Origin of the sequence: Janthinobacterium sp. PLB04 (assembly GCF_021165895.1) — a bacterium.
Lineage (GTDB): Bacteria > Pseudomonadota > Gammaproteobacteria > Burkholderiales > Burkholderiaceae_D > Janthinobacterium > Janthinobacterium lividum.
In genome coordinates this window covers 5,502,928-5,523,038 of sequence record NZ_CP088968.1, presented here as the reverse complement: position 1 = coordinate 5,523,038, position 20,111 = coordinate 5,502,928, and the positions used below count along the sequence as shown (strand labels likewise).

The following is a 20,111-nucleotide window of genomic DNA, read 5'->3' as shown; positions in this document are numbered from 1 at the left end:
TATCTTCTTATGTGAAATGGACAAAGCGGCCGCGCTCCCGGGGGATAGCGGCCTGCGATGCATCAGTACTGGTAGCGCAGGTTCAGCGCCACGTTGCGCGGTTCGCCGTAATAGCCGCCGTTATAGAAACCCACGCGGCGGAAATACGTCTTGTCGAACAGGTTGTTGACATTCAGGCTGGCCGACAGTTTCGGGCTGATCTGATAGCGCGCCATCAGGTTGGCCAGCACGTAGCTGCCCTGGCTGACCCGGATCTTGCTTTTGTTCGGCAGGGTGGCCGTCGTCCAGATCTCGTTCTGCCAGTTCAAGCCGCCGCCGATGGTGAGATTTTGCAGCTCGCCCGGCAGGCGGTAGGTGGTCGAGACGCGCAGCATGTTGGTCGGCTGGATGGTGTTGGTCACCACGCCCTTGCCCGTCTTCGATTTGCTGTGCGTGTAGCCGGCGAACAGCTGCCAGCCGCTCAAGGGGCTGCCCGACACTTCCGCCTCGTAACCCTTGCTTTTCGTGCCCTTGCCCGTCGAGATATAGGGACGGCTGCCGTCCGGCAGCACGAAGGTCAGCGGCACCGATTTGTCTTCCTCGCCCAGGTTGTCCTGCTTGGCTTCATACACGGCAAACGAGGCATTCACGGCGCCGTCGAAGAATTCGCTCTTCACGCCCGCTTCCACATTGCTGCCCGTGATCGGGTCGAGGAAGGCGTTGTTCTTGTCCTTCAGGTTTTGCGGCTTGAACAGGTCCGTGTAGCTGGCGTACAGCGACGTGCTCTTGCTGACGTCGAGCACCAGGCCCGCGTACGGCGTGACGACATCGTCCGTCTTGTAGGCGGAGCTGCGTTTCACAAAACGGCCCTGGGTATCGTAGCGGTCGTTATATGTTTCCCATTTGGAGACGCGCGCGCCGGCCAGTACCTTGAAACTGTCCGTGACATTGATGCGCGTGGCGATGAAGGCGCCGGACTGCTTGGTGGTGGCGACGTCGCGCGCGCCCGTGCGCGTGAGCGCCGGCTCGGGCACGTCGCCGGTCCAGTTGCGGAAGTCGGGGATGGTGGTGGCGAATGGCAGCGGATCGGGCAGCAAGGTTTCATTCGTCGTGCCGGTGCGCTTCCAGCCGTTCACGCCCAGCACCAGGTCGTGCTGGCGGCCGAACAGGGGGAAGGTGCCGTTGGCCGACAGGTCGAAGTTGTCCTGCTTTTCATCGTAGGGGAAGGCGCCGCTCCAGACTTCCAGGCCGCTGCCGTCGCGTTTCGGATAGCCGCTGCCGCCGTAGAACAGCTTGCCGTTCGAGGAGCTGTCCAGGCGTCCGTAGGCGGCCTTGATTTTCCAGTCGTTGGCGAAGCGGTGTTCGAGGTAGACGTATTTGTTTTCGAATGCGCGCTCCCAGCTGCTCCACTTGGCCGCCATGTTGAACGAGCGGGGCATGTTGGCCGGCGTGCCGTCCGAGAAGAACAGGGGCGTGGTGCCCCAGCTCGTGCCTTTCGGCGTGTTCTTTTGATAGTCGATGCCGGCCGTCAGCAACGTTGCAGGCGTCAGATCCGCCTCGACGATGACGGCGCCCACCAGCTTGCGTTCCTTGTACAGGTCCATGTAGGAATGGCGGTTCTGGCCTGCCACCACGACGCGCCCGCGGATGCTGCCGTCCGCATTCAGCGGCGCGCTGATGTCGCCTTCGAGCCGGACCTTGCTCCAGGAACCCACGGTCAGGCCGGCCGACGCGGCAAACTCCTTGCCGGGACGCTTGTGCATCATGTTGATGGTGGCCGATGGGTCGCCATTGCCGCTGACCAGGCCCGTGGCGCCGCGCACGATCTCGATGCGGTCATAGATGGCCGTGTCGAACAGCGCATTGCTGCCTGAATTGACGGCCACGCCGTCGATCTGGTAATTGCCGATGGAAAAGCCGCGCGCCGAAAAATTCGTGCGTTCGCTGTCGTTTTCCTGCACCGTCACGCCCGTCGACTGCACCAGTACCTCGGCCAGGCTGTTCAAGCCCATGTCGTCCATGCGCTGGCGCGTCACCACGGAAATCGATTGCGGCGTTTCGCGGATCGACAGGCCCATGCGCGTCGCCGTGGCCATCTGTTTGGTGGTGTAGGAACCCGTGTGCTCGGTCGATGCCTTGTCTTGCTGGCCCACTACCTTGATCTCGCTCAGAGTGGCTTCATCGGGCTTGGCGGGTGCCTCCGCAGCCAGGGCCGCGCCGGCGCCCAGCGCTGCAGTCAGCAATGCGGAATGCACGGCGATGGCCAGCGGACGCATGGCGACATTGGAAACTGGTGGGGAAAACGGGCCGGCAACCATGCCGGCCAGCGAACGTGCTCGCGCCATGAAACATCCTTCTTCTCGTATGCCCGCCGTCGAGCGGCTGGCGTTTTTGGTATGGGAGGCTTGCTTGGCGGTGGTGCCTGGCTGGCGCAGCGTGTCATCCAGCCGCGCATCAGTCAGGCGACTGTGCGCAAACTCGGGTGGGAGTCTAAATGTGAATGAGAACTATTCTTATTATAGTGCGGGGTTGCGAGACATGCAAGAGAGCGATGTGGTAATGAAGCCGCAGCGATGTCGTCAACGCGCACGGCCGCCCCATTGCTGGCGGCGGCCGTGTATGCGCAGGAGCGCGGGCGTTTACAGCTGGCCGCGCAGGGTCAGCATGGCGTTGCGCGGTTCGCCATAGAAGTTGGAGCCATAGGCGGCCCACACGCGCGTGTAGTATTTTTTGTCGAACAGGTTGTTCACCGTCAGCGACAGCTCCAGTGTGGGACTGAGGCGGTAGCCAGCCTGCAAGCCCACCGTGGTGACGGGTCCCTGCTCGAATTTCACGGGCCCGTTCAGGCGGTACATGCTGCTGACGCTGCGCAAGCCGCCGCCCACGCTGACTTTATCGAGCGCGCCGGCGAGCCGGTAATTGGTCCACAGATTGACATTGTGGCGCGGCGCGATGAAGGAATACAGCTGCGCCTTCTGGTCGTCGCTGCCTTCGAGGGTGCGCGTGCTGGTGTAGGAATAGCCGCCCGTGATGTTCCAGCCGGGCAGGGGGCTGCCGCTCAGCTCGGCTTCCATGCCCTGGCTGCGCATCTTGCCGGCGCCGATGGAGAACAGCGGGTTGGCCGGGTCGGGCATGACGCGGTTCTCGTCTTCCATGCGGAACAGGGCCGCATGCGCGTTGACGTTCTTGTCGAACAGCTCCGCCTTCAGCCCCAGCTCGAACTGCTGGCCCGTGCGCGGTTTCAGCGTCTGGCCTGCAGCGTCCGTGGTGGACTGGGGCGAGAAGATGCGCGTGTAGCTGCCGTAGGCCGACACCTGCTTGTCGAGCTCGTAGACCAGGCCCGCATACGGCGTGAACTTGGCCTTGATGGTGTTGCTGACATCGGTGAACTGGTTGAAATACGCGTTGCGGTTGACGGTATGGTTGTCCCAGTGCGTCACGCGTCCGCCCAGGTTGACGGCCAGGCGCTCGGTCGCTTGCAGGCGGGTGCGCGCGTACAGGCCGAACTGTTTGGTGCGGTTGTCATTGCCGTTGGAAAAGGTATAGCTGGGCCGCGCGATATTGTTATCGGGATGGAAGATGTTGATCGGCGCATTGTCTCCGCCGCCATACTGGAAATTCTTGTGCACCTGGCGGTAGTCGGCGCCTACGATCAGGTCGTGGCTGCGGCCAAACGCCTGGAACGGCGTGGCCAGGTAGGCGTCCAGGCCCTGCGTCTTCCAGTGGCTGCGGTAGTTCCAGCTGACCAGGCAGCTGTCGCCCGTGACGGGATCGGCGGAACAGTCGGACCAGCCGAAATTGCGCGACGGTTCATCCTGCTCGCGGTACAGGGCGGTCGCCTTGAACTGGCCGCCGTTCGCCAGTTTATGATCGAGTTCGGCAAAGTATTCGGTGACCTTTTCCGTGATGTGGTTCCAGGCCGGGTCGAGATAGGTGGAGCGGGGCACGTCGAGCAGGCGCCCGTCTTCATACGCGGGCAGGCCGAAGGCGGGACGGCCCTTGTATTGCTGGTGGGTGACGCCGCCCGTCAGCACGGTGCCCGGCGCCACGTCGATGGCAACAGTGCCGTACAGCAGCGGTTTTTCCGCATACACATGGTCGACGAAGGAGCGTCGGTGTTCATACGCGGCCACCAGGCGGCCGCGCACCTTGCCATCCGCGCTCAGGGGGCCCGTGACGTCCGCTTCCGCGTAGTAGCGGTCCCAGGAACCTGCGCTGAGCACGCCGCTGGCGGCAAAGGTGTCGCGCGCGCGCTTGCGCACCAGGTTGATGGTGCCGCCCGGGTCGCCCGCGCCCTGGAACAGGCCGGCGGGGCCGCGCAGCACTTCCACCCGGTCATAGATGGCCAGGCCGAAGCCGGCCGACAGGTCGTTGCCCGTGCTGGCCGGCGTCATCACGCCATCGACCTGCACCGAATCAAGCGCATAGCCGCGCGAATAAAAGTTGCCGTGGTTGCCGCCCGTGCTGCTGGCCTCGACGGTGATGCCCGTCACGCCGCGCATGGCGTCATCCAGGCTCAGCAAATTCTGGTCATTCAACTGCTGGCGCGTCAGCACGGAGACGGATTGGGGAATTTCGCGCAGGCTTTGCTGGCCCTTGCCGATGCTCACCGCTTGCGCCGCGTATGACTTGGTCAGCTCACTGTCGATCACTGCCTCCTGGCGGGCGCTGACGGTAATTTCCGCCAGGGTCGCCACCTTGCCCGTGGCGGCGGGTGCGGAGCGGATGATGACGCTGCTGCCGTCGATGGCAGCCGTCAGGCCGCTGCCGGCCAGCAGACGCTCCAGGCTGTCGGCCACGCTGAGGGTGCCGCTGACGGCGGGCGCCGTCTTGCCGGCAACGAGTTCGGGCGCGAACAGCAGTTGCAGATTGGCTTGCCGCGCCAGCTCATTCAGCGCCTGGCCCAGCGGCTGGGCGGCGATGACCAGTGTGACGGCGGGCGCCGTTTGCGCCTGTGCCAGGGAAATGGTGCCCAGGGCCAGCATGGCGGCCAGGGCGAGGGGGGCGGGTGTCAGATTGAGGCGGGGGGACCACATGTTGCATTTCTCCAGGTTAATTTATTGTCGATTAACTTGGTAGACGCGGCAGCGGGCAAAACCCTCACCTGCGAATGCGAATTATTTGCATTTATTTTTCGGGCAGGCGCATCGCAGGGGCTTGCGCCGGCATTTTTGCTGCCATGCGGATCTCGCTGGCGCCGCCGCTGCGCACGATCTGCACGGGCAGCAGCTGCGGCAGGGCGGCGGCGAAGCGGCCGAGCTGGGTCAGGCTGAAGCTGCCGCCGATGCGCAGCTGCGCCACGGCGGGATCGCGCACGACGAAGCCCGTGTCGCCATAGCGCTCGAATTCGGCCAGTGCCGCACCCAGCGGCACATTGTCGAAGGTGACCCTGCCGTTGCGCCATGGCGCAACGCTGCCTGGGGCCAGGCTGGCAATGGCGGACAGGCGGCCGCCGGCGTCGGCGCTGACGCCCTGGCCGGCCCGCAGGTCGGCCAGGTCTTGTCCTGCGCCCGCCACGCGCACGTAACCTTGCTGCACGGCCACGCGCAGCTGGCCGTCGTGTTCGAGCGTATTGCGTACGGAAAACTGCGTGCCCACCACCGTCACTTTCAAGGGGCCGCTCAGCACGTCGAAGGGCTGGCCCTGTCTGCTTTGCACCTGAAACAGCGCTTCGCCGTGCGCCAGGCGCACTTCGCGGCGCTGGCGGTACAGGGTGACGTGCAGCTGCGTGGCCGTATCGAGTTCTACCTTGCTGCCGTCGGGCAGCGAGACGGCCAGGCGCTGGCCGCGCATGGTGGCATACGACTGGCTGAACACGGCTTGCTGTTGCCACCACTGGTAGCCGCCCGCGCCCACGCTGAGCAGCAACATGGCGGCGGCTGCATACGGCAGCGCGCGCAGCCAGTGGCGGCGGGGGCGGGAGGATGGCGCGGCTTGGGGCACTGCCCAGCGCGCGGCGACCTGCGCGGGAATCTTGCGCGCCACGCGGTGCGTGTCCCGCAGCTGCGCGTACGCTTGCGCGTGCAGCGCGTCGGCCGCCAGCCAGGCGGAAAATTCGGCCTGTTGCTGTGCATCCAGGTTGCCGCACCGGCTGAACCAGCTTGCCGCAGCCAGCGCCACGCCGTCCTGCGTAGCGGCAAAGTCGGCGTATTCGCGCAATTCCGCCTCGTCCTGCGCGGACGGGCCGAAATCGTAGCGGGGCGGGTGGGCGGTCATGGGCGCCATTATGTGGCTTCCCGCAAAGAATGCAACTGCGCCTGGCAACTGAGCATGCCCCGCGCGATATGTTTTTCCACCATGCTCACGGAAATGCCCATGCGCGCGGCGATCTGCGCGTGCGGCAATTCCTCGAAGACGTGCAGCACGAAGGCGTCGCGGCAGCGGGGCGGCAAGGCGTCGATGGCGGCCACGCAGGCTTGCCAGTCCTGGCTGCTTTCGAGCGCCTGCTCCGGCTGCAAGTGGCGCGGCGCGGCCGGATGCGCGGCCTCGGGCAGGGCGTCGAGCTCCTCATGCTGGCGCAGGGCGGCGCGGCGGTGATTGTCGATCAGCAGATTGCGCGCCGTGCGGTACAGCAGCGCGCGCGGTTCGCGCACGGCCGCTTCGCCCAGCACGCGTGCATAGCTTTCCTGCACCAGGTCGGCAGCAGCTTCGCGGTTGCGCAAGCTGCGCCAGCAAAAGTTCAACAGTTCTTGGTAATAGCGTGCAACCACGGCGTCCGATGTATGAGTCCGCAGCCAGGAGTGCCGCATATGAGAATGATTCTCATTATATGGCATGCCGGAGTGTAGCGCTAAGCGGCTTGGCGCACCGTGGCAGGCGTACAACGCTTTGCCGCTTGCCAGGCATGCGTTACCATCGGAAGTTAATATGGAGGCAAGATGGCTATTCAAATCATCAACACGGCGCCGGTAGCCGGCCAGCGGCCCGGTACTTCGGGCCTGCGCAAGAAGGTGGCTGTGTTCAGCCAGCCGCAGTATCTGGAAAACTTCGTGCAGAGCGTTTTTGACACGCTGGGCGACTGCCGCGGCCAGACCCTGGTGCTGGGCGGCGACGGGCGCTTTTACAATCGCGCGGCCATCCAGACGGTGCTGCGCATGGCGGCCGCGCATGGTTACGCGCGCGTACTGCTGGGGCAGGGCGGCATCCTGTCGACGCCGGCCGTCAGCTGCGTGATCCGCAAGCATGGCGCCAGCGGCGGCATCATCCTGTCGGCCAGCCACAACCCGGGCGGCCCCGATGGCGATTTCGGCATCAAGTACAACATCGCCAATGGCGGCCCGGCGCCCGAAAAGGTCACCGAGGCCATCTACGCCTGCACGCAAGGCATCGCCGAATACCGCATCAGCGACGCTGCCGACATCGATCTCGACAAACCGGGTTCGGTGCGCATCGAGCAGATGACGGTCGAAGTGATCGATCCGGTGCAAGATTACGCGGAACTGATGCAGCAGCTGTTCGACTTCGACGCCATCCGTGCCCTGTTCGCGGGCGGCTTGCGCATCTGCTTTGACGGCATGCACGCCGTCTCCGGCCCGTATGCGACGGCCATCCTGGAAGGCATGCTGGGCGCGCCCAAGGGCAGCGTCATCAACGGCGTGCCCCTGGAAGACTTTGGCGGCGGCCATCCGGACCCGAATCCCGTCAACGCGCAGGAATTGATTTCCATCATGGCGGCCGGAGATGGTGACAATGAGGCCCCCGACTTCGGCGCCGCCTCGGATGGCGACGGCGACCGCAACATGATCGTTGGCCGGCGCTTCGACGTGACGCCATCGGACAGCCTGGCGATTTTGGCCGCGAATGCCAGCGTGGCGCCCGGCTACCGCGCCGGCTTGAAGGGCATCGCCCGCTCCATGCCCACGTCGGGCGCGGCCGACCGGGTCGCTAGCGCGCTGGGCATTCCGTGCTACGAGACGCCGACGGGCTGGAAGTTCTTCGGCACCCTGCTCGACGCCGGCATGGCCACCCTGTGCGGCGAAGAAAGCTACGGCACGGGCTCGAACCACGTGCGCGAAAAGGATGGCGTATGGGCCGTGCTGTTCTGGCTTAACCTGCTGGCAGAGAAAAAACAGTCGGTGGAAGAGATCGTGCGCGCGCACTGGGCCGCCTATGGCCGCAATTACTATTCGCGCCACGATTACGAAGACATCGACAGCGCCGGCGCGCAGCAGTTGATGCAGGCCGTGCGCGGCCAGCTGGCCGCCTTGCCGGGCCAGGTAGTCAATGGCTACACGGTGGCGCTGGCCGACGATTTCAGCTACACGGACCCCGTCGACGGCTCCGTGGCGGCGCAGCAGGGCATCCGCATCGTCATGACGGACGGCGCGCGCATCGTGCTGCGCTTGTCCGGCACGGGCACCGAAGGCGCCACCCTGCGCCTGTACCTGGAGCGCTACGAGGCCGATCCGGGCCAGCACGCCATCCCTACCCAGGAAGCGCTGGCGGGACTGATCGCCGTGGCCGAGCAGGTGGCGCAGATACGCGCGCACACGGGGCGCGACGGGCCGACCGTGACGACGTAAAAAAAGGGCGCCCGAGGGCGCCCTTCTTCATTGTGGCAGGTCAAACCGGCATCATGCTTTTGCCGGGATGGCCGCCTGGCGGTAGTTGTCCACCATCTTGTAGCGCTTCGCATACAGGCCGAAGGCCAGCATGGCGACGGCGGCAAAGGCGGCGAAGAAGAACATCTGGAAGGCTGTCACGCTGATGCCGCTTTCGGCGATCTTGCCGATCACGCCTTCGTTCATGACGCTGCGGTTGACGATCAGCACCCACAGGTTGCCCACCGTGGTCGACAGATTCCAGAAGCTCATGATGGCGCCCTTCATCGAGACGGGCGCCTGGCTGTAGGCAAACTCGAGTCCTGTCGCCGAGACCAGCACTTCGCCGAACGTCAGCAGGGCGTACGGCAGGATCTGCCACATGATGGAGACGGCATTGCCGCTGTCGAGGGCCAGCTGCAAGAGGCCAATGACGATCCACGCCAGCGAGGAAAAGCCGATACCGGCCGTCATGCGGCGCAGGGCCGTCGCTTCCAGGCCGAAGCGGTTCAGCATCGGGTACAGCACCAGGTTGTTGAACGGGATCAGCAGCATCACCAGCATCGGGTTCAGCGCCTGCATCTGCGCCGGCAGGAACCAGCTTGGTTTTTCCATGGTGTTCGCCTGCACGATCCACGTCGAAGCCTTCTGGTCGAACAGCGAGAAGAAGGGCGTGACGAGGGCGAAGATGACGAGGATGCGCAGCACGGCGCGCACGCCTTCGACGGCTTCGTCGGGGTGAATGCCGCGCGCGCGTTCCAGCTGCATGGCCGTGCCGATGCTGCCGAAGGCCAGCAGCAATACCAGCGCCGTACACGCGGAAATCACGAAGCCCCATTCGGGAATGCTGTAGAACGCATACAGGGCGCCGATCACGCCGACGTAGGCCACATACAGGCCGGGACGCGAACCGCCGTCGATACGCGCCAGCAGGGCCGTGCGGGCCACGCGGGTGAACGAATCGGGGTTCGGCGGTGCCGGCGGCACGTGCACGTATTTTTTGGCGCCCATCCAGAAGACGATGGTGGCGGCCAGCATCATCAGGCCGGGGATGCCGAAGGCGATCGATGGGCCGTAGTCGCGCAGGAACATCGGCATCAGCAGCGAAGCGAAGAAGGAGCCGAAGTTGATGATCCAGTAGAACAGGTCGAAGACCAGCTTGGCCTTGTGCTTGTTGGTCTGGTCGAACTGGTCGCCGACAAACGAGGCCACGAGCGGCTTGATGCCGCCGGAACCGAAGGCGATCAGGAACAGGCCGAAATAGAAGCCGTTGACGCTGTTTTCAAACAGGGCCAGGCAGGCATGGCCTGCGCAATACACGAGGCTGAGCCAGAAGATGGTGTTGTATTTGCCGAAGAAGCGGTCGGCCAGCCAGCCGCCCAGCAGCGGGAAGAAGTACACGCCGATGACGAAGGTGTGGAACACGTGCTTGGCTTCGCCCGTGCGCTGGTCGATCGGGATCATCAGCAGCAGGGTGCTGATGAGGAATGGCGTCAGGATGTTGCGCATGCCATAAAAGCTGAAGCGTTCGCAGCCTTCGTTGGCGATGATGTACGGTATTTGCCGGGGCATCTTGCCCGTGGCGGTTTGTGTCTCGGCCGATGACATTGGCTCTCCCCAAGTTTTTTTTGTAAGCCGCGATGCTAAGGCCTGCCGCGTTTGCTTGCAACAGAAAAAACGGCCTGTCCGCTATTTCGCAGGGATTTGTAAGGTATTGATTTTCATAAAGACATTACTTTCGGCACTTGCACGCGCAGGGCGGGGCAGCCACAGCTGCATTTGCAGCATGCCATCCGATGCGGGACAGTCTTCCAGGGTAAAACCGCAAGCCAGGTACAGAGTCAGCGCCGCGTGGTTGTCCTGCGCCACGGCCAGGCGCACGCGGCCCAGCTCGGGAATGGCGCAGGCATGGGCGATGGCGGCCTGCACCAGTTGCCGTCCCGCGCCGCGCCCGCGCGCCTGCGGCGCCACGTACACGCCCCACAGGCTGGCCTTGTCATGCACGACGGCGATCGGTTCGCGGCGCAGGCCGGCCATGGCGATCAATTGTTCCTTGGCGAAAGCGCCAAATATTATTTGGTGGGAGGTGGCGTGCAGGCGCTCGGCTATCTGTGCCAGCGGCAAGCCGCTTTCCGCCGCATGCGTGGTGCAGAAGGCGGCGGGCAGTTCGGCGATGCCGGCCAGGCGCAGCGCGCGGTAGGCGCTGGCGTCGTCTGGCGTGAGGGGGCGGACAGTGATGGCGGGCATGTGGGCGAGTATCGGGCTTCGATGCCAGAAAGTAAAGCTTGCGCTGCAACGCCAGTGTCCCTGGCCATCGCGTCGGCTTGGGGTGTTACTGCGTGGCGATGCGCTGCATGGGCGCATTGTCCTTGCGCCATTGTTCCAGGCTGATCAGGTCGCCGCTGACGATGTCGTCGACGAGGATGCGCTTGCCATCGGGCGTGACGACGAAACTCTCCCACCGGTGCGCCGCATCGGGCGTGCTTTCGAAAAAGCTCAGCTGGTAGCAAGCGACGCCATCGACGAGGCGCGTCTCGGGCGACGTTTCCATCACGGCGCCGTGCGCGCGGCCGCCGGACGCCTTTTCGATATGCGCCGACCATGCCTTGATTTCCGGCAAAGCCATCAGCGCATCGACGGCGCGCGCGTTCTGCTCCGGCACCGCCGTCTGGCTGTTCGCGGCCGGGGCATTGTCTGCCTGCGGCGCGGACTGCTGGTGCAGGTAGAAAGCACCGAGCCCGGCGGCCAGCAAGCCGGCCAGGATGCCGGCGATGATGGTGGTTTTGGAAGAAGAGGCGCGTGGCGACATGGCGGTAGTGGCGTAAGAAGGTGGAGGATGGCGGCCATGCTAAAGCAAAACGCACAGGCCGGCAATCGCCGGGCTTGCCGAACGGGTTTGCCAAACGGGCTTGTAAAATCAACAGGCGAAAAAAAGCCACCTTCCGTAGAAGGTGGCTTTCGGGGCCGCCGGGAGGCGCTGGCAGCTTTTGGTCTGCCAGCCCTGTCCCTGCGTATGCGGCCAGTCTCGCCGTCGCCTGCGCGACTGGCCGCCGGACATTACATCATGCCGTCCATGCCGCCCATGCCGCCCATACCACCCATGCCGCCGCCCATGCCGCCGCCTGCTTTGTCGTCAGCGATTTCGCAGACCATGCAGTCGGTCGTCAGCATCAGCGAAGCGATCGAAGCGGCGTTTTGCAGCGCCGAACGGGTCACTTTGGCTGGGTCCAGGACGCCCATTTCCACCATGTCGCCATACGTGCCGTTGGCAGCGTTGTAGCCGTAGTTGCCCGAGCCAGCCAGTACGGCTGCCACGACGACCGAAGCTTCTTCGCCAGCGTTTTGCACGATCATGCGCAGTGGCTCTTCCATTGCGCGCAGGACGATCTTGATACCGGCGTCTTGATCAGGATTGTCGCCCTTGACCGTGATGTTGGCGCGTGCGCGCAGCAGGGCTACGCCGCCGCCTGGCACGATGCCTTCTTCCACGGCAGCGCGGGTCGCGTGCAGTGCATCTTCAACGCGGGCTTTTTTCTCTTTCATTTCGACTTCGGTGGCTGCGCCAACCTTGATCACGGCAACGCCGCCAGCCAGTTTGGCGACGCGCTCTTGCAGTTTTTCACGGTCGTAGTCCGAGGTCGCTTCTTCGATCTGTACGCGCACTTGTTTCACGCGTGCTTCGATCGAAGCTGCTTCGCCGGCGCCATCGATAACGATGGTGTTTTCCTTGCCCACTTCGATGCGTTTCGCTTGGCCCAGTTCGGCCAGGGTCACTTTTTCCAGGGTCAGGCCGACTTCTTCAGCGATCACTTGGCCGCCGGTCAGGACAGCGATGTCTTCCAGCATGGCTTTGCGGCGGTCGCCGAAGCCAGGTGCTTTCACTGCGCAAGTTTTCAGGATGCCGCGGATGTTGTTCACAACCAGGGTAGCCAGCGCTTCGCCTTCGATGTCTTCTGCGATGATCAGCAGTGGACGGCCAGCTTTTGCAACTTGTTCCAGTACCGGCAGCAGGTCGCGGATGTTCGAGATTTTCTTGTCGCACAGCAGGACGAATGGGCTGTCCAGCACGGCAACTTGTTTCTCCGGGTTGTTGATGAAGTATGGCGACAGGTAGCCGCGGTCGAACTGCATGCCTTCAACGATGTCCAGCTCGTCGTTCAGCGACTTGCCGTCTTCAACGGTGATGACGCCTTCTTTGCCGACTTTTTCCATCGCTTCAGCGATACGCTCGCCGATCGAGTAGTCCGAGTTTGCCGAGATCGCGCCAACCTGGGCGATTTCCTTGGTCGTGGTGCAAGGACGGGCGATTTTCGCCAGTTCTTCGACGGTGGCAGCAACTGCCTTGTCGATACCGCGCTTCAGGTCCATCGGGTTCATGCCGGCGGCAACGAACTTCATGCCTTCGCGCACGATGGCTTGTGCCAGCACGGTTGCGGTGGTGGTGCCGTCGCCGGCGTTGTCGCTGGTGCGGGAAGCAACTTCCTTGACCATTTGCGCGCCCATGTTCATGAGCTTGTCTTTGAGTTCAACTTCTTTCGCTACCGAGACACCATCCTTGGTGACGGTAGGGGCGCCGAACGAGCGCTCCAGGACCACGTTGCGGCCTTTCGGGCCCAGCGTTACTTTGACTGCGTTGGCGAGGATGTTGACGCCTTCGACCATCTTGGCGCGCGCTGCGTCGCCGAATACTACTTCTTTAGCTGCCATGTTCAATTCTCCTGAGTTTCGGGATGTATCTGTCTACAACGTGGAAACAATTACTTGACGACGATCGCCATGATGTCTTCTTCGCGCATGACCAGCAGCTCATCGCCGTCAACTTTGACGGTTTGGCCGGCGTACTTGCCGAACAGGACGCGGTCGCCCACTTTGACATCCAGAGGACGCACTTTGCCGTCGTCGAGAATCTTGCCATTGCCTACGGCAAGGACTTCGCCTTGATCCGGTTTTTCAGCAGCTGCATCAGGAATGATGAGGCCGGACGCAGTCTTGGTTTCCTGGTCGAGGCGTTTGACGATGACGCGATCGTTCAATGGGCGCAGATTCATACAAAACTCCTTAAAGTTCAATGGATAGGTGTTGCTAAATGAATACATGCCTGGCACAGCGCCAGACGTGCTTTCAGTGACCGCCGTTGAAAGCAGCCCGCAACGGTCAAGCAAACCCCATGTCATCCTGTCCTTGCCTGTATCCGGCAGTGGTGCATCGCGGCGTCGCCCGCCGCGTAGCGTTCCCTGCAGTGGCCTGGCAAGCACCATCATTTCCTGAGGATTGCTACGAAAGAGTTTGTTAGCACTCTCTACTAACGAGTGCTAATTATAGGGACGGTAGGGGGCTTATTCAAGGGGAACATATAGATAGATGCTGAGCAGAGCCTGCATCTACACAGGGTTTGCGCCAGCACAAGCCTCGTTCCCGGGCGTCAGCAACAGGCGCGACTCTAGCATGCCGTTCGGAGAGGGGGCGTTCCTGTACGCATAGGAAACAGAGTTTGACTATGAAATTTGATAAGATGATTGCAATTGCATATCAATATCACCACTCGCACCAGAAAGCACGCCATGCCATTCCCGATTTCCCATCCCGCCCTGCGCCTGTTGGGCGCTACTCTCGTCGGTCTCGCCTGCCTGGGCAATGCCGCGGCGCAAACGCCCACCATCGTCGACGAGATCACCGTGGCGGCCCTGACGCCGCTGGAAAAGGAAATGTTGCTCAATGATTTGTTCAACGATCTGAACAAGGATGACGACGACCAGGAAGCCCATGTGTGGGACAACGGCGCCGACAATGGCGTGCTGGTGAAGGTCGCATATAACTTCAGCAACTCCGGCATGACGGAACACAGCTTGAAGGCGCACGTGTGCCGCGACCTGAAATTCGTCGTCACCGCGGGCGGCAAGTCGCAGAACCTGAGCCGCCGCACCTGTTCGCAGAACAGCGGACGCTGGGATGTGCAGGGCAAGGACCCGGCGCCCGTCGTGTATCCGCCATTCCTGTCCGACGTCACCATCGCCAAGCTCAATGCCAGGGAACAGAAAGCGCTGCTGACGGCCGCCGTGCGCACCTTGAAAGATGAAGAGGATGGCAAGACGCGCCAGTGGAGCAACAAGGGCCTGGGGAATGCGGTGCCGCTGGCAGTGCGCTTGACGCCCTCGCGGACGGACGCCAAGCCTGGCAGTTATCGCAGTACTTGCCGCGACTTGACGATGGTTCTTGACGGCAAGGGCGGACAACAGACGCTGACGCGCCGCTCTTGCGAAAACCGCTATGGCGGACTCGATATCGAACCCGATTACGTCGACGAGTAAAACGCTGCCATCGCGGCGCCGGCAGATGCGCGCACTTGGCGAAAAGCGCCGGAAAAAGCGTGTATTGTCCGCCAACTGCCCTGCATTGATGTAAATATGTGTGACAGCGGCGTGATTCGATTGACGCCCATGGAGCGTCCGCCCTATAGTGGCGGGATGATTTCCGAATTCAACGAATTATCCGACAAAATAGGCCTGCTGGCCGAAATGACCCATGCGCTGCGCCGTGAAAACGCGCAACTGCGCAAGGACAATGCCGCGCTGGCCGCCGAGAACGCCCTGTATGTGCAGCGCATGCGCGAGGCGCAGGAGCGGGTGGAAGCTTTGCTGGAAAAAATTCCCGAACTGGTGCAAGCCGGCCTGGAGCAAGCCGCTTCGGAAGCGGGCGCTTATAGTGCCGAGAACGAGAAGGAAGCGTAATGCCGCGTGTCGATGTCAATATCATGGGCCAGTCCTACAGCATGGTGTGCCGCGACGGCGAAGAGCGCGCGCTGCGCGAAGCGGCGATCTATCTCGATAGCAAAATGAAAGCCATCCGCGACGCGGGCAAGGTCAAGGGCAACGACCGCATCGCCGTGCTGGCCGCCCTGGGCGTGGCCGCGGAATTCCTCTCCGTGAAGTCGCCGCAAGGTCCGCTGTCGGAATTGACGATACTGGAAGTGAAGCAGAAAATCTCGGCCATGCACACTGTCTTGGACAGCGCTCTGACGCCCCAGGAAAACCTTTTTTAAACATCGAATCAAACCTGCTGCGCGTCGCGCATTGCGGCCTGCGATGCTCGCTGTGCTTTAGCACAGCTGCGCTTCTTAGCCACAATTCATCGCCGCTCGCTACGGTTTTATTCGGTGTTATTAATTGGTTTTTAAGCGGATACGGTACGATTTGTCTTTGCGATGCGCGATCAAAGGAGTAAACTTGGGTCTACCCTGCGGTGTTCGCGATTGCCATATATTCCTTGAACCATTTATGCGCATCGGTTGCGAATTTTGTTTGATGGGAGTGAGCGTCGCTCGTTCGACGAACCCGAAATTGAACTAACGTGACCACCTTGAACCGTTTGGTTCGGGATGCCGGCATAGCGGCACAGGCGGGGCCCAATTTGCAGTACCAAGAAAACGGTTGCAGCATCGATGCGCAACCGTTTTTTTACGCCTGTTGCTTTTGATAGGGAGTGAATATGAAACAATATTGGCTGATGAAATCCGAACCCGATGAAGTGAGCATCGACGACCTGATGGCGGCGCCCAAACACACCATGCCGTGGTTTGGCGTGCGCAACTACCAGGCGCGCAACTTCATGCGCGATGGCATGCAACCGGGCGATGGCGTGCTGTTCTATCACTCGAGCTGCCCGCAGCCGGGCGTGGTGGGCGTGGCCGAAGTGGCCAGCGGCGCGTACCCCGATCACAGCCAGTTTGAAGAGGGCGGCAAATATTTCGATGCCAAGGCCACGCAAGAGCAGCCGCGCTGGATCAGCGTCGACGTGCGCGGTGTCAGGAAGACGGCGCTGCTGCCCCTGTCCGAGATGCGCCAGATGCCGGAGCTGGAAGACATGCTGCTGCTAAAGAAGGGCAGCCGTCTGTCGATCACGCCCGTGACGCCGGCGCAATGGAAAGTCATTACCGGCAAGCTGACAGGCTAGCCTTCGACCCGGTTGCGGCCATTCTGCTTGGCCCGGTACAGGGCCTGGTCGGCGGCGGCCAGCAACTGTTCCGGCGTCTGTCCTGCGTCATTCAGCGCGAGGCCGATGCTGGCCGTCACCAGGCCGCCGCGCGACGGCGCGTGGCCGATGGCGGCCGCGGCAATCGCTTCCTGCATCTTGTGCGCCACGGCCAGCGCGCCCGCGCCATCGGTGGCGGGCAGGATGGCGGCAAACTCCTCTCCGCCGAAGCGGGCCGCCAGGTCGCTGGCGCGCGGCAGCGCGGAATGCAGGGCCGCCGCGATCTGCTGCAGGCAGGCGTCGCCATACGGGTGGCCGAAGGTATCGTTGAGGCTTTTGAAGAAGTCGATATCGATGATCAGCAGCGCCAGCGGTTGATTGTTGCGCGCGGCGCGCTGCCACTCCAGCTGCAGGGTCTGGTCGAAGCAGCGCCGGTTGGCGATGCCCGTCAAGCCATCCGTCAGCGACAGCTTTTCCAGTTTGTCGTGGGCTTCGCGCAAAGCCCGTTCGCTTTGCATGTAGCGGCTTTGCAGGGTGGCCGAGCGCAGCGCGTGGACCGTCAGCGCGACAAACAGGGCGCTGGCCGCCAGGTAGAAATGTTCGCGCAGCACGACGAATCCCAGTCCCAGCAGGGCTGCCGTGAAGAAGATGGGGCTGAAGTTGTCAATCAGCAAGGTCAACGGCCGCGGCGGCCGTGCTTCTTCCTCACCCGGCTGCACGCGCATGGCCAGCACCGCCAGCAGCAGGAAAGGCAGGCTGGGCAGTACCTCGCTGGGACCGGCTTCGGCCAGCGCATGCAGGGTCAGGTAATTATAGGCGCCCGCGCAGGCGGCGTAGCACCACAGGAACACGCTGAGCAGCAGGTAGAAACGCCCTTGTGCACCATCGCGGCGGTGCGCCAGCAGGCGCAGCGAGGCGCAACAGGCCAGAACGAGGTTTTCCACGTTGTACGTCGTCACCAGCAGGCTGGCGGGTATCGGCGCGATCGAGCGCTGGTCGAAGGGCGAGACGGAAAAGATGGCCGTATAGGTCAGGTAAGCTGCCAGCAGCACTTGCACGGCGTCCAGCCATTGCAGGGTGCGCGAAGGGTGGCGGTCGCTGACGGAGGAAATGGCCAGCAGCAAGGGTGCGCCATACATGAAATAGGCAAAATCGGAGAAATACGTCGTGTCGGACGCCACATGGCCGCTCAGGTCTTGCCAGGCGGATAACGCCATGCCCACGCTCCAGAACAGCATGGCGGCCGCAAACAGGCCCCAGCCCGTGCGCACGACGCCGGGGGTGCTCAGGCTGGCGTTGCGGCAGCAGGCGGCCAGCGCCAGCAGCGGCGCCATCACGCCGAACAGGTAGCTTACGGCGGGACCGCGCGTCCCGGCCCAGGCCGTCAAGGCCAGTTGCGCCAGCACGTAGCCGCCCGCCAGCGCCAGCCAGAATGTCGTGGTCTTCCTCGCATACTGCATGGATGGGACTCCCCGCTCGAATTGCCAACACAGCATGATTGCATGCTTTGCTCTTGCTGCAGGGTAAAGCGATCATTGCGCTATCGCAAGCGAAGATTCATTCCGCAAGGAAATTATGCTGCTTTGAGGGAAAGGTTGCCGGAGGAGGGTGATGGCGCGCCTGCCTGGCGCGCCATCGGGGGGAACGGCCGTTTTACGTGTTGGCCGGGCGGGCCTTGGTGGGCGGCGTGCCCATTACCTGGCTTTTATACGCCCACACCAGCAGCGCGATGGCGCCGACGATCATCGGCAGGGACAGCATCTGGCCCGACGTGATCGGCACGCCCAGCCACACGACTTCCCAGTCCGGCGTGCGGAAGTATTCCGTGAAGAAGCGCGCGCAGCCGTACAGCAGGGTGAACATGGCGCCGACGGCCATGCGCGGACGCTGCTTGCGTGCATACAGCCACAGGATGATGAACACCAGGATGCCGTCTACCAGCATCTGGTAGAGCGGCGACGGGTGCACGGGATACGGAATGCCTGGCCATTGCATGGCCCACGGCAGGGTTTCCGGGGCGATGCGGCCCGGCAGCTCTGCATTGATGAAGTTGCCCAGGCGGCCGGCCGCGTAGCCGAGCGGCACCAGCGGCGCGATGAAGTCGAGCACGTCGAACAGGTTGCGGCCCGCCTTGCGGCTCCACAGGTACATGGCCAGGATGACGCCGAGGAAGCCGCCATGGAAGGACATGCCGCCATGCCAGACCATGAAGATCTCGAGCGGATTGTGCATGAAGTATTCGGGGCGGTAGAACAGCACTTCGCCCAGGCGCCCGCCGATCACCACGCCCAGCATGCCGTAGAACAGCATGTCATCGAGGTCTTCCTTCTTCCAGCCCAGCACGGCGATATGCGGCTGCTTGATGCGCACGCGGCCCAGGATAATAAACAGGGCAAAGGCCAGCACATACATCAGGCCGTACCAGTGCACGGCGAGCGGGCCGATCTGGATGGCTATCGGGTCGGGCATCGGGTGTATCAGCATGGAGTTTCTTTCTTTGTTTAAAGCCAAGGTTGCGTAGTATGGGGGCGCTTGCGGTTCTTTGCCTTAGCGGCCACTTAATTTATCGTGCTGGGTGGCCTATCTGCTTGCGCAACAGCGCCAGAAAGCCTTGCAGCACGGCGGACGGATTGTCGCGGCGCCAGGCCAGGCCCGTTTCCACCAGCGGCGTGGCGTCCTGCAGCGGCCTGTATTCTACGCCCGGGCGCATCAGATTCGATACCGATTGTGGCACAAGCGCGATGCCCATGCCAGCCGAGACGAGGCTGACGATGGTTTGCATCTGGATCGCTTCCTGGCCGATCTGCGGCGTGATGCCGGCCGCGCGGAACACGCCGAGGATGGCATCGTGCAGGGCGGGCGAGATCGCGCGCGGGAAAATGATCAAGGGCAGGGACGGCACGTCGCGCAGGCCCACGGCGCCCGGCGTGTTCAAGATGTCGAGGCCGGACGGCGCGGCCAGCACCAGCGGTTCGGCCAGCACGGGCAGGTAATCGAGTTCCCCTTTGGCCTTTTCGGGCAGCGGCGGGATCAACAGGCCCGCATCCGTGCGCCCGGCCAGCAATTCGTCCAGCTGCAGGTCGGAAGTGGCCTCCTGCAACTGGATTTGTACTTGCGGATAAGCCGTCTGATACGCGCGCAGCAGCGGCGGCAGCACGCTGTAGTCGGCCGAGGAAACAAACGCTAGGCTCAATCGCCCCGCCTCGCCCTGCGCGGCCCGTTGCACCAGCGCGGGCAAATCGAACGCCTGCGCCAGCAGCCGGCGCGCCTCGGGCAGCAGGGCCGTGCCGGCCGGCGTCAGCTGCACTTCGCGGCGCGTGCGCACGAACAGGGGCGCGCCCAGCAATTCTTCCAGGGCCATGATGGTTTGCGACAGGGGCGGCTGCGTCATGTGCAGGCGCGCGGCGGCGCGGCCGAAGTGCAATTCCTCGGCCACCGTGACGAAATAGCGAAGTTGTCGTAATTCAAGATTCATATGCATTTCCATGCTGATCGGATGCTGTGATATATAAAACGACTCACAGACACGTGCATCATATATTTGACAGTGGGGCGCGCGCAAGGCAATCTGGCGTACCCCCACTGCATGCAGGGTTTTACTGCAGACCTGCACAGTCAGGCACC

General features: G+C 63.0%; 17 protein-coding genes and 1 other RNA gene. 6 read left to right on the top strand and 12 right to left on the bottom strand.

The window, feature by feature from the left end; all coding sequences use genetic code 11:
- Nucleotides 1-62: 62 nt before the first annotated feature.
- The 4 genes from LSO07_RS24410 to LSO07_RS24395 all read right to left on the bottom strand — a co-directional run bounded on the left by LSO07_RS24410 (nucleotide 63) and on the right by LSO07_RS24395 (nucleotide 6,689).
- Nucleotides 63-2,324, bottom strand: a complete 2,262-nt coding sequence (locus LSO07_RS24410) for a TonB-dependent siderophore receptor (RefSeq protein ID WP_151096823.1) — start codon at nucleotides 2,322-2,324, stop codon at nucleotides 63-65.
- Between the two features lie 294 nt (nucleotides 2,325-2,618).
- Nucleotides 2,619-5,015 (bottom strand): TonB-dependent siderophore receptor, encoded by a 2,397-nt coding sequence (locus tag LSO07_RS24405; protein WP_151096822.1) that lies wholly within the window; start codon nucleotides 5,013-5,015, stop codon nucleotides 2,619-2,621.
- A 91-nt stretch (nucleotides 5,016-5,106) separates the two neighbouring features.
- On the bottom strand, nucleotides 5,107-6,204 hold the full coding sequence (locus tag LSO07_RS24400) for a FecR family protein (protein ID WP_151096821.1): 1,098 nt from the start codon (nucleotides 6,202-6,204) through the stop codon (nucleotides 5,107-5,109).
- On the bottom strand, nucleotides 6,204-6,689 hold the full coding sequence (locus tag LSO07_RS24395) for a sigma-70 family RNA polymerase sigma factor (protein ID WP_170846370.1): 486 nt from the start codon (nucleotides 6,687-6,689) through the stop codon (nucleotides 6,204-6,206). The genes LSO07_RS24400 and LSO07_RS24395 overlap by 1 nt, the downstream gene beginning before the upstream one ends.
- Nucleotides 6,690-6,857: 168 nt before the next feature.
- Here LSO07_RS24395 and LSO07_RS24390 point away from each other — a divergent pair, with 168 nt between their 5' ends.
- Nucleotides 6,858-8,501 carry an alpha-D-glucose phosphate-specific phosphoglucomutase gene (locus LSO07_RS24390; protein ID WP_151096820.1) on the top strand — a complete coding sequence of 548 codons (1,644 nt, stop codon included), beginning with the start codon at nucleotides 6,858-6,860 and terminating at the stop codon, nucleotides 8,499-8,501.
- 51 nt (nucleotides 8,502-8,552) lie between these two features.
- Here the strand turns inward: LSO07_RS24390 and LSO07_RS24385 are convergent, their stop codons facing one another.
- The 5 genes from LSO07_RS24385 to groES all read right to left on the bottom strand — a co-directional run bounded on the left by LSO07_RS24385 (nucleotide 8,553) and on the right by groES (nucleotide 13,567).
- The gene (locus LSO07_RS24385) at nucleotides 8,553-10,127 is read right to left on the bottom strand and encodes a POT-type proton-dependent oligopeptide transporter (RefSeq protein WP_151096819.1); all 1,575 of its coding nucleotides are present in this window, start codon (nucleotides 10,125-10,127) and stop codon (nucleotides 8,553-8,555) included.
- Nucleotides 10,128-10,208: 81 nt separating this feature from the next.
- The gene (locus LSO07_RS24380; protein WP_052140513.1) at nucleotides 10,209-10,766 is read right to left on the bottom strand and encodes a GNAT family N-acetyltransferase; all 558 of its coding nucleotides are present in this window, start codon (nucleotides 10,764-10,766) and stop codon (nucleotides 10,209-10,211) included.
- A gap of 85 nt (nucleotides 10,767-10,851) precedes the next feature.
- Complete coding sequence (locus tag LSO07_RS24375) at nucleotides 10,852-11,328, bottom strand: hypothetical protein (protein WP_225317408.1); 477 nt, start codon at nucleotides 11,326-11,328, stop codon at nucleotides 10,852-10,854.
- A gap of 248 nt (nucleotides 11,329-11,576) precedes the next feature.
- Entirely contained in the window at nucleotides 11,577-13,226 is a 1,650-nt protein-coding gene (groL, locus tag LSO07_RS24370; RefSeq protein ID WP_034786546.1) for a chaperonin GroEL, read from the bottom strand.
- 50 nt (nucleotides 13,227-13,276) lie between these two features.
- Entirely contained in the window at nucleotides 13,277-13,567 is a 291-nt protein-coding gene (gene groES, locus LSO07_RS24365) for a co-chaperone GroES (protein WP_010400979.1), read from the bottom strand.
- Between the two features lie 513 nt (nucleotides 13,568-14,080).
- Here groES and LSO07_RS24360 point away from each other — a divergent pair.
- From LSO07_RS24360 to LSO07_RS24340, 5 genes are all read left to right on the top strand, one after another.
- Nucleotides 14,081-14,827 carry a hypothetical protein gene (locus LSO07_RS24360; RefSeq protein ID WP_151096817.1) on the top strand — a complete coding sequence of 249 codons (747 nt, stop codon included), beginning with the start codon at nucleotides 14,081-14,083 and terminating at the stop codon, nucleotides 14,825-14,827.
- A 129-nt stretch (nucleotides 14,828-14,956) separates the two neighbouring features.
- Nucleotides 14,957-15,247: a DUF904 domain-containing protein gene (locus tag LSO07_RS24355; protein WP_306532427.1), complete on the top strand. Its 291-nt coding sequence runs from the start codon at nucleotides 14,957-14,959 to the stop codon at nucleotides 15,245-15,247.
- Nucleotides 15,247-15,558 carry a cell division protein ZapA gene (locus tag LSO07_RS24350; RefSeq protein WP_034747344.1) on the top strand — a complete coding sequence of 104 codons (312 nt, stop codon included), beginning with the start codon at nucleotides 15,247-15,249 and terminating at the stop codon, nucleotides 15,556-15,558. Before LSO07_RS24355 ends, LSO07_RS24350 begins: the two co-directional genes overlap by 1 nt.
- Before the next feature lie 189 nt (nucleotides 15,559-15,747).
- Nucleotides 15,748-15,925, top strand: a non-coding RNA gene (gene ssrS / locus LSO07_RS24345) — 6S RNA.
- 79 nt (nucleotides 15,926-16,004) lie between these two features.
- Nucleotides 16,005-16,469, top strand: coding sequence for an EVE domain-containing protein (locus tag LSO07_RS24340; RefSeq protein ID WP_151096816.1), 465 nt, complete (start codon nucleotides 16,005-16,007; stop codon nucleotides 16,467-16,469).
- Here the strand turns inward: LSO07_RS24340 and LSO07_RS24335 are convergent.
- From LSO07_RS24335 to LSO07_RS24325, 3 genes are all read right to left on the bottom strand, one after another.
- Nucleotides 16,466-17,983 (bottom strand): GGDEF domain-containing protein, encoded by a 1,518-nt coding sequence (locus LSO07_RS24335; protein WP_151096815.1) that lies wholly within the window; start codon nucleotides 17,981-17,983, stop codon nucleotides 16,466-16,468. The two genes, LSO07_RS24340 and LSO07_RS24335, sit on opposite strands and share 4 nt — an antisense overlap.
- Nucleotides 17,984-18,140: 157 nt before the next feature.
- Nucleotides 18,141-18,971, bottom strand: a complete 831-nt coding sequence (lgt, locus tag LSO07_RS24330; RefSeq protein ID WP_034786551.1) for a prolipoprotein diacylglyceryl transferase — start codon at nucleotides 18,969-18,971, stop codon at nucleotides 18,141-18,143.
- A 79-nt stretch (nucleotides 18,972-19,050) separates the two neighbouring features.
- Nucleotides 19,051-19,962, bottom strand: a complete 912-nt coding sequence (locus LSO07_RS24325; protein ID WP_151096814.1) for a LysR family transcriptional regulator — start codon at nucleotides 19,960-19,962, stop codon at nucleotides 19,051-19,053.
- Nucleotides 19,963-20,111: the final 149 nt, after the last annotated feature.

Bases quoted from the DNA above. Each gene is read 5' to 3' on its own strand.
- LSO07_RS24385 (WP_151096819.1), bottom strand. From the start codon at position 10,127: ATGTCATCGGCCGAGACACAAACCGCCACGGGCAAGATGCCCCGGCAA.
- LSO07_RS24375 (WP_225317408.1), bottom strand. From the start codon at position 11,328: ATGTCGCCACGCGCCTCTTCTTCCAAAACCACCATCATCGCCGGCATC.
- LSO07_RS24340 (WP_151096816.1), top strand. From the start codon at position 16,005: ATGAAACAATATTGGCTGATGAAATCCGAACCCGATGAAGTGAGCATC.
- LSO07_RS24335 (WP_151096815.1), bottom strand. From the start codon at position 17,983: ATGCTGTGTTGGCAATTCGAGCGGGGAGTCCCATCCATGCAGTATGCG.
- LSO07_RS24325 (WP_151096814.1), bottom strand. From the start codon at position 19,962: ATGAATCTTGAATTACGACAACTTCGCTATTTCGTCACGGTGGCCGAG.
- LSO07_RS24360 (WP_151096817.1), top strand. From the start codon at position 14,081: ATGCCATTCCCGATTTCCCATCCCGCCCTGCGCCTGTTGGGCGCTACT.
- lgt (WP_034786551.1), bottom strand. From the start codon at position 18,971: ATGCTGATACACCCGATGCCCGACCCGATAGCCATCCAGATCGGCCCG.
- LSO07_RS24350 (WP_034747344.1), top strand. From the start codon at position 15,247: ATGCCGCGTGTCGATGTCAATATCATGGGCCAGTCCTACAGCATGGTG.
- LSO07_RS24400 (WP_151096821.1), bottom strand. From the start codon at position 6,204: ATGGCGCCCATGACCGCCCACCCGCCCCGCTACGATTTCGGCCCGTCC.
- groL (WP_034786546.1), bottom strand. From the start codon at position 13,226: ATGGCAGCTAAAGAAGTAGTATTCGGCGACGCAGCGCGCGCCAAGATG.
- LSO07_RS24355 (WP_306532427.1), top strand. From the start codon at position 14,957: ATGGAGCGTCCGCCCTATAGTGGCGGGATGATTTCCGAATTCAACGAA.
- LSO07_RS24410 (WP_151096823.1), bottom strand. From the start codon at position 2,324: ATGGCGCGAGCACGTTCGCTGGCCGGCATGGTTGCCGGCCCGTTTTCC.
- LSO07_RS24405 (WP_151096822.1), bottom strand. From the start codon at position 5,015: ATGTGGTCCCCCCGCCTCAATCTGACACCCGCCCCCCTCGCCCTGGCC.
- groES (WP_010400979.1), bottom strand. From the start codon at position 13,567: ATGAATCTGCGCCCATTGAACGATCGCGTCATCGTCAAACGCCTCGAC.
- LSO07_RS24390 (WP_151096820.1), top strand. From the start codon at position 6,858: ATGGCTATTCAAATCATCAACACGGCGCCGGTAGCCGGCCAGCGGCCC.
- LSO07_RS24380 (WP_052140513.1), bottom strand. From the start codon at position 10,766: ATGCCCGCCATCACTGTCCGCCCCCTCACGCCAGACGACGCCAGCGCC.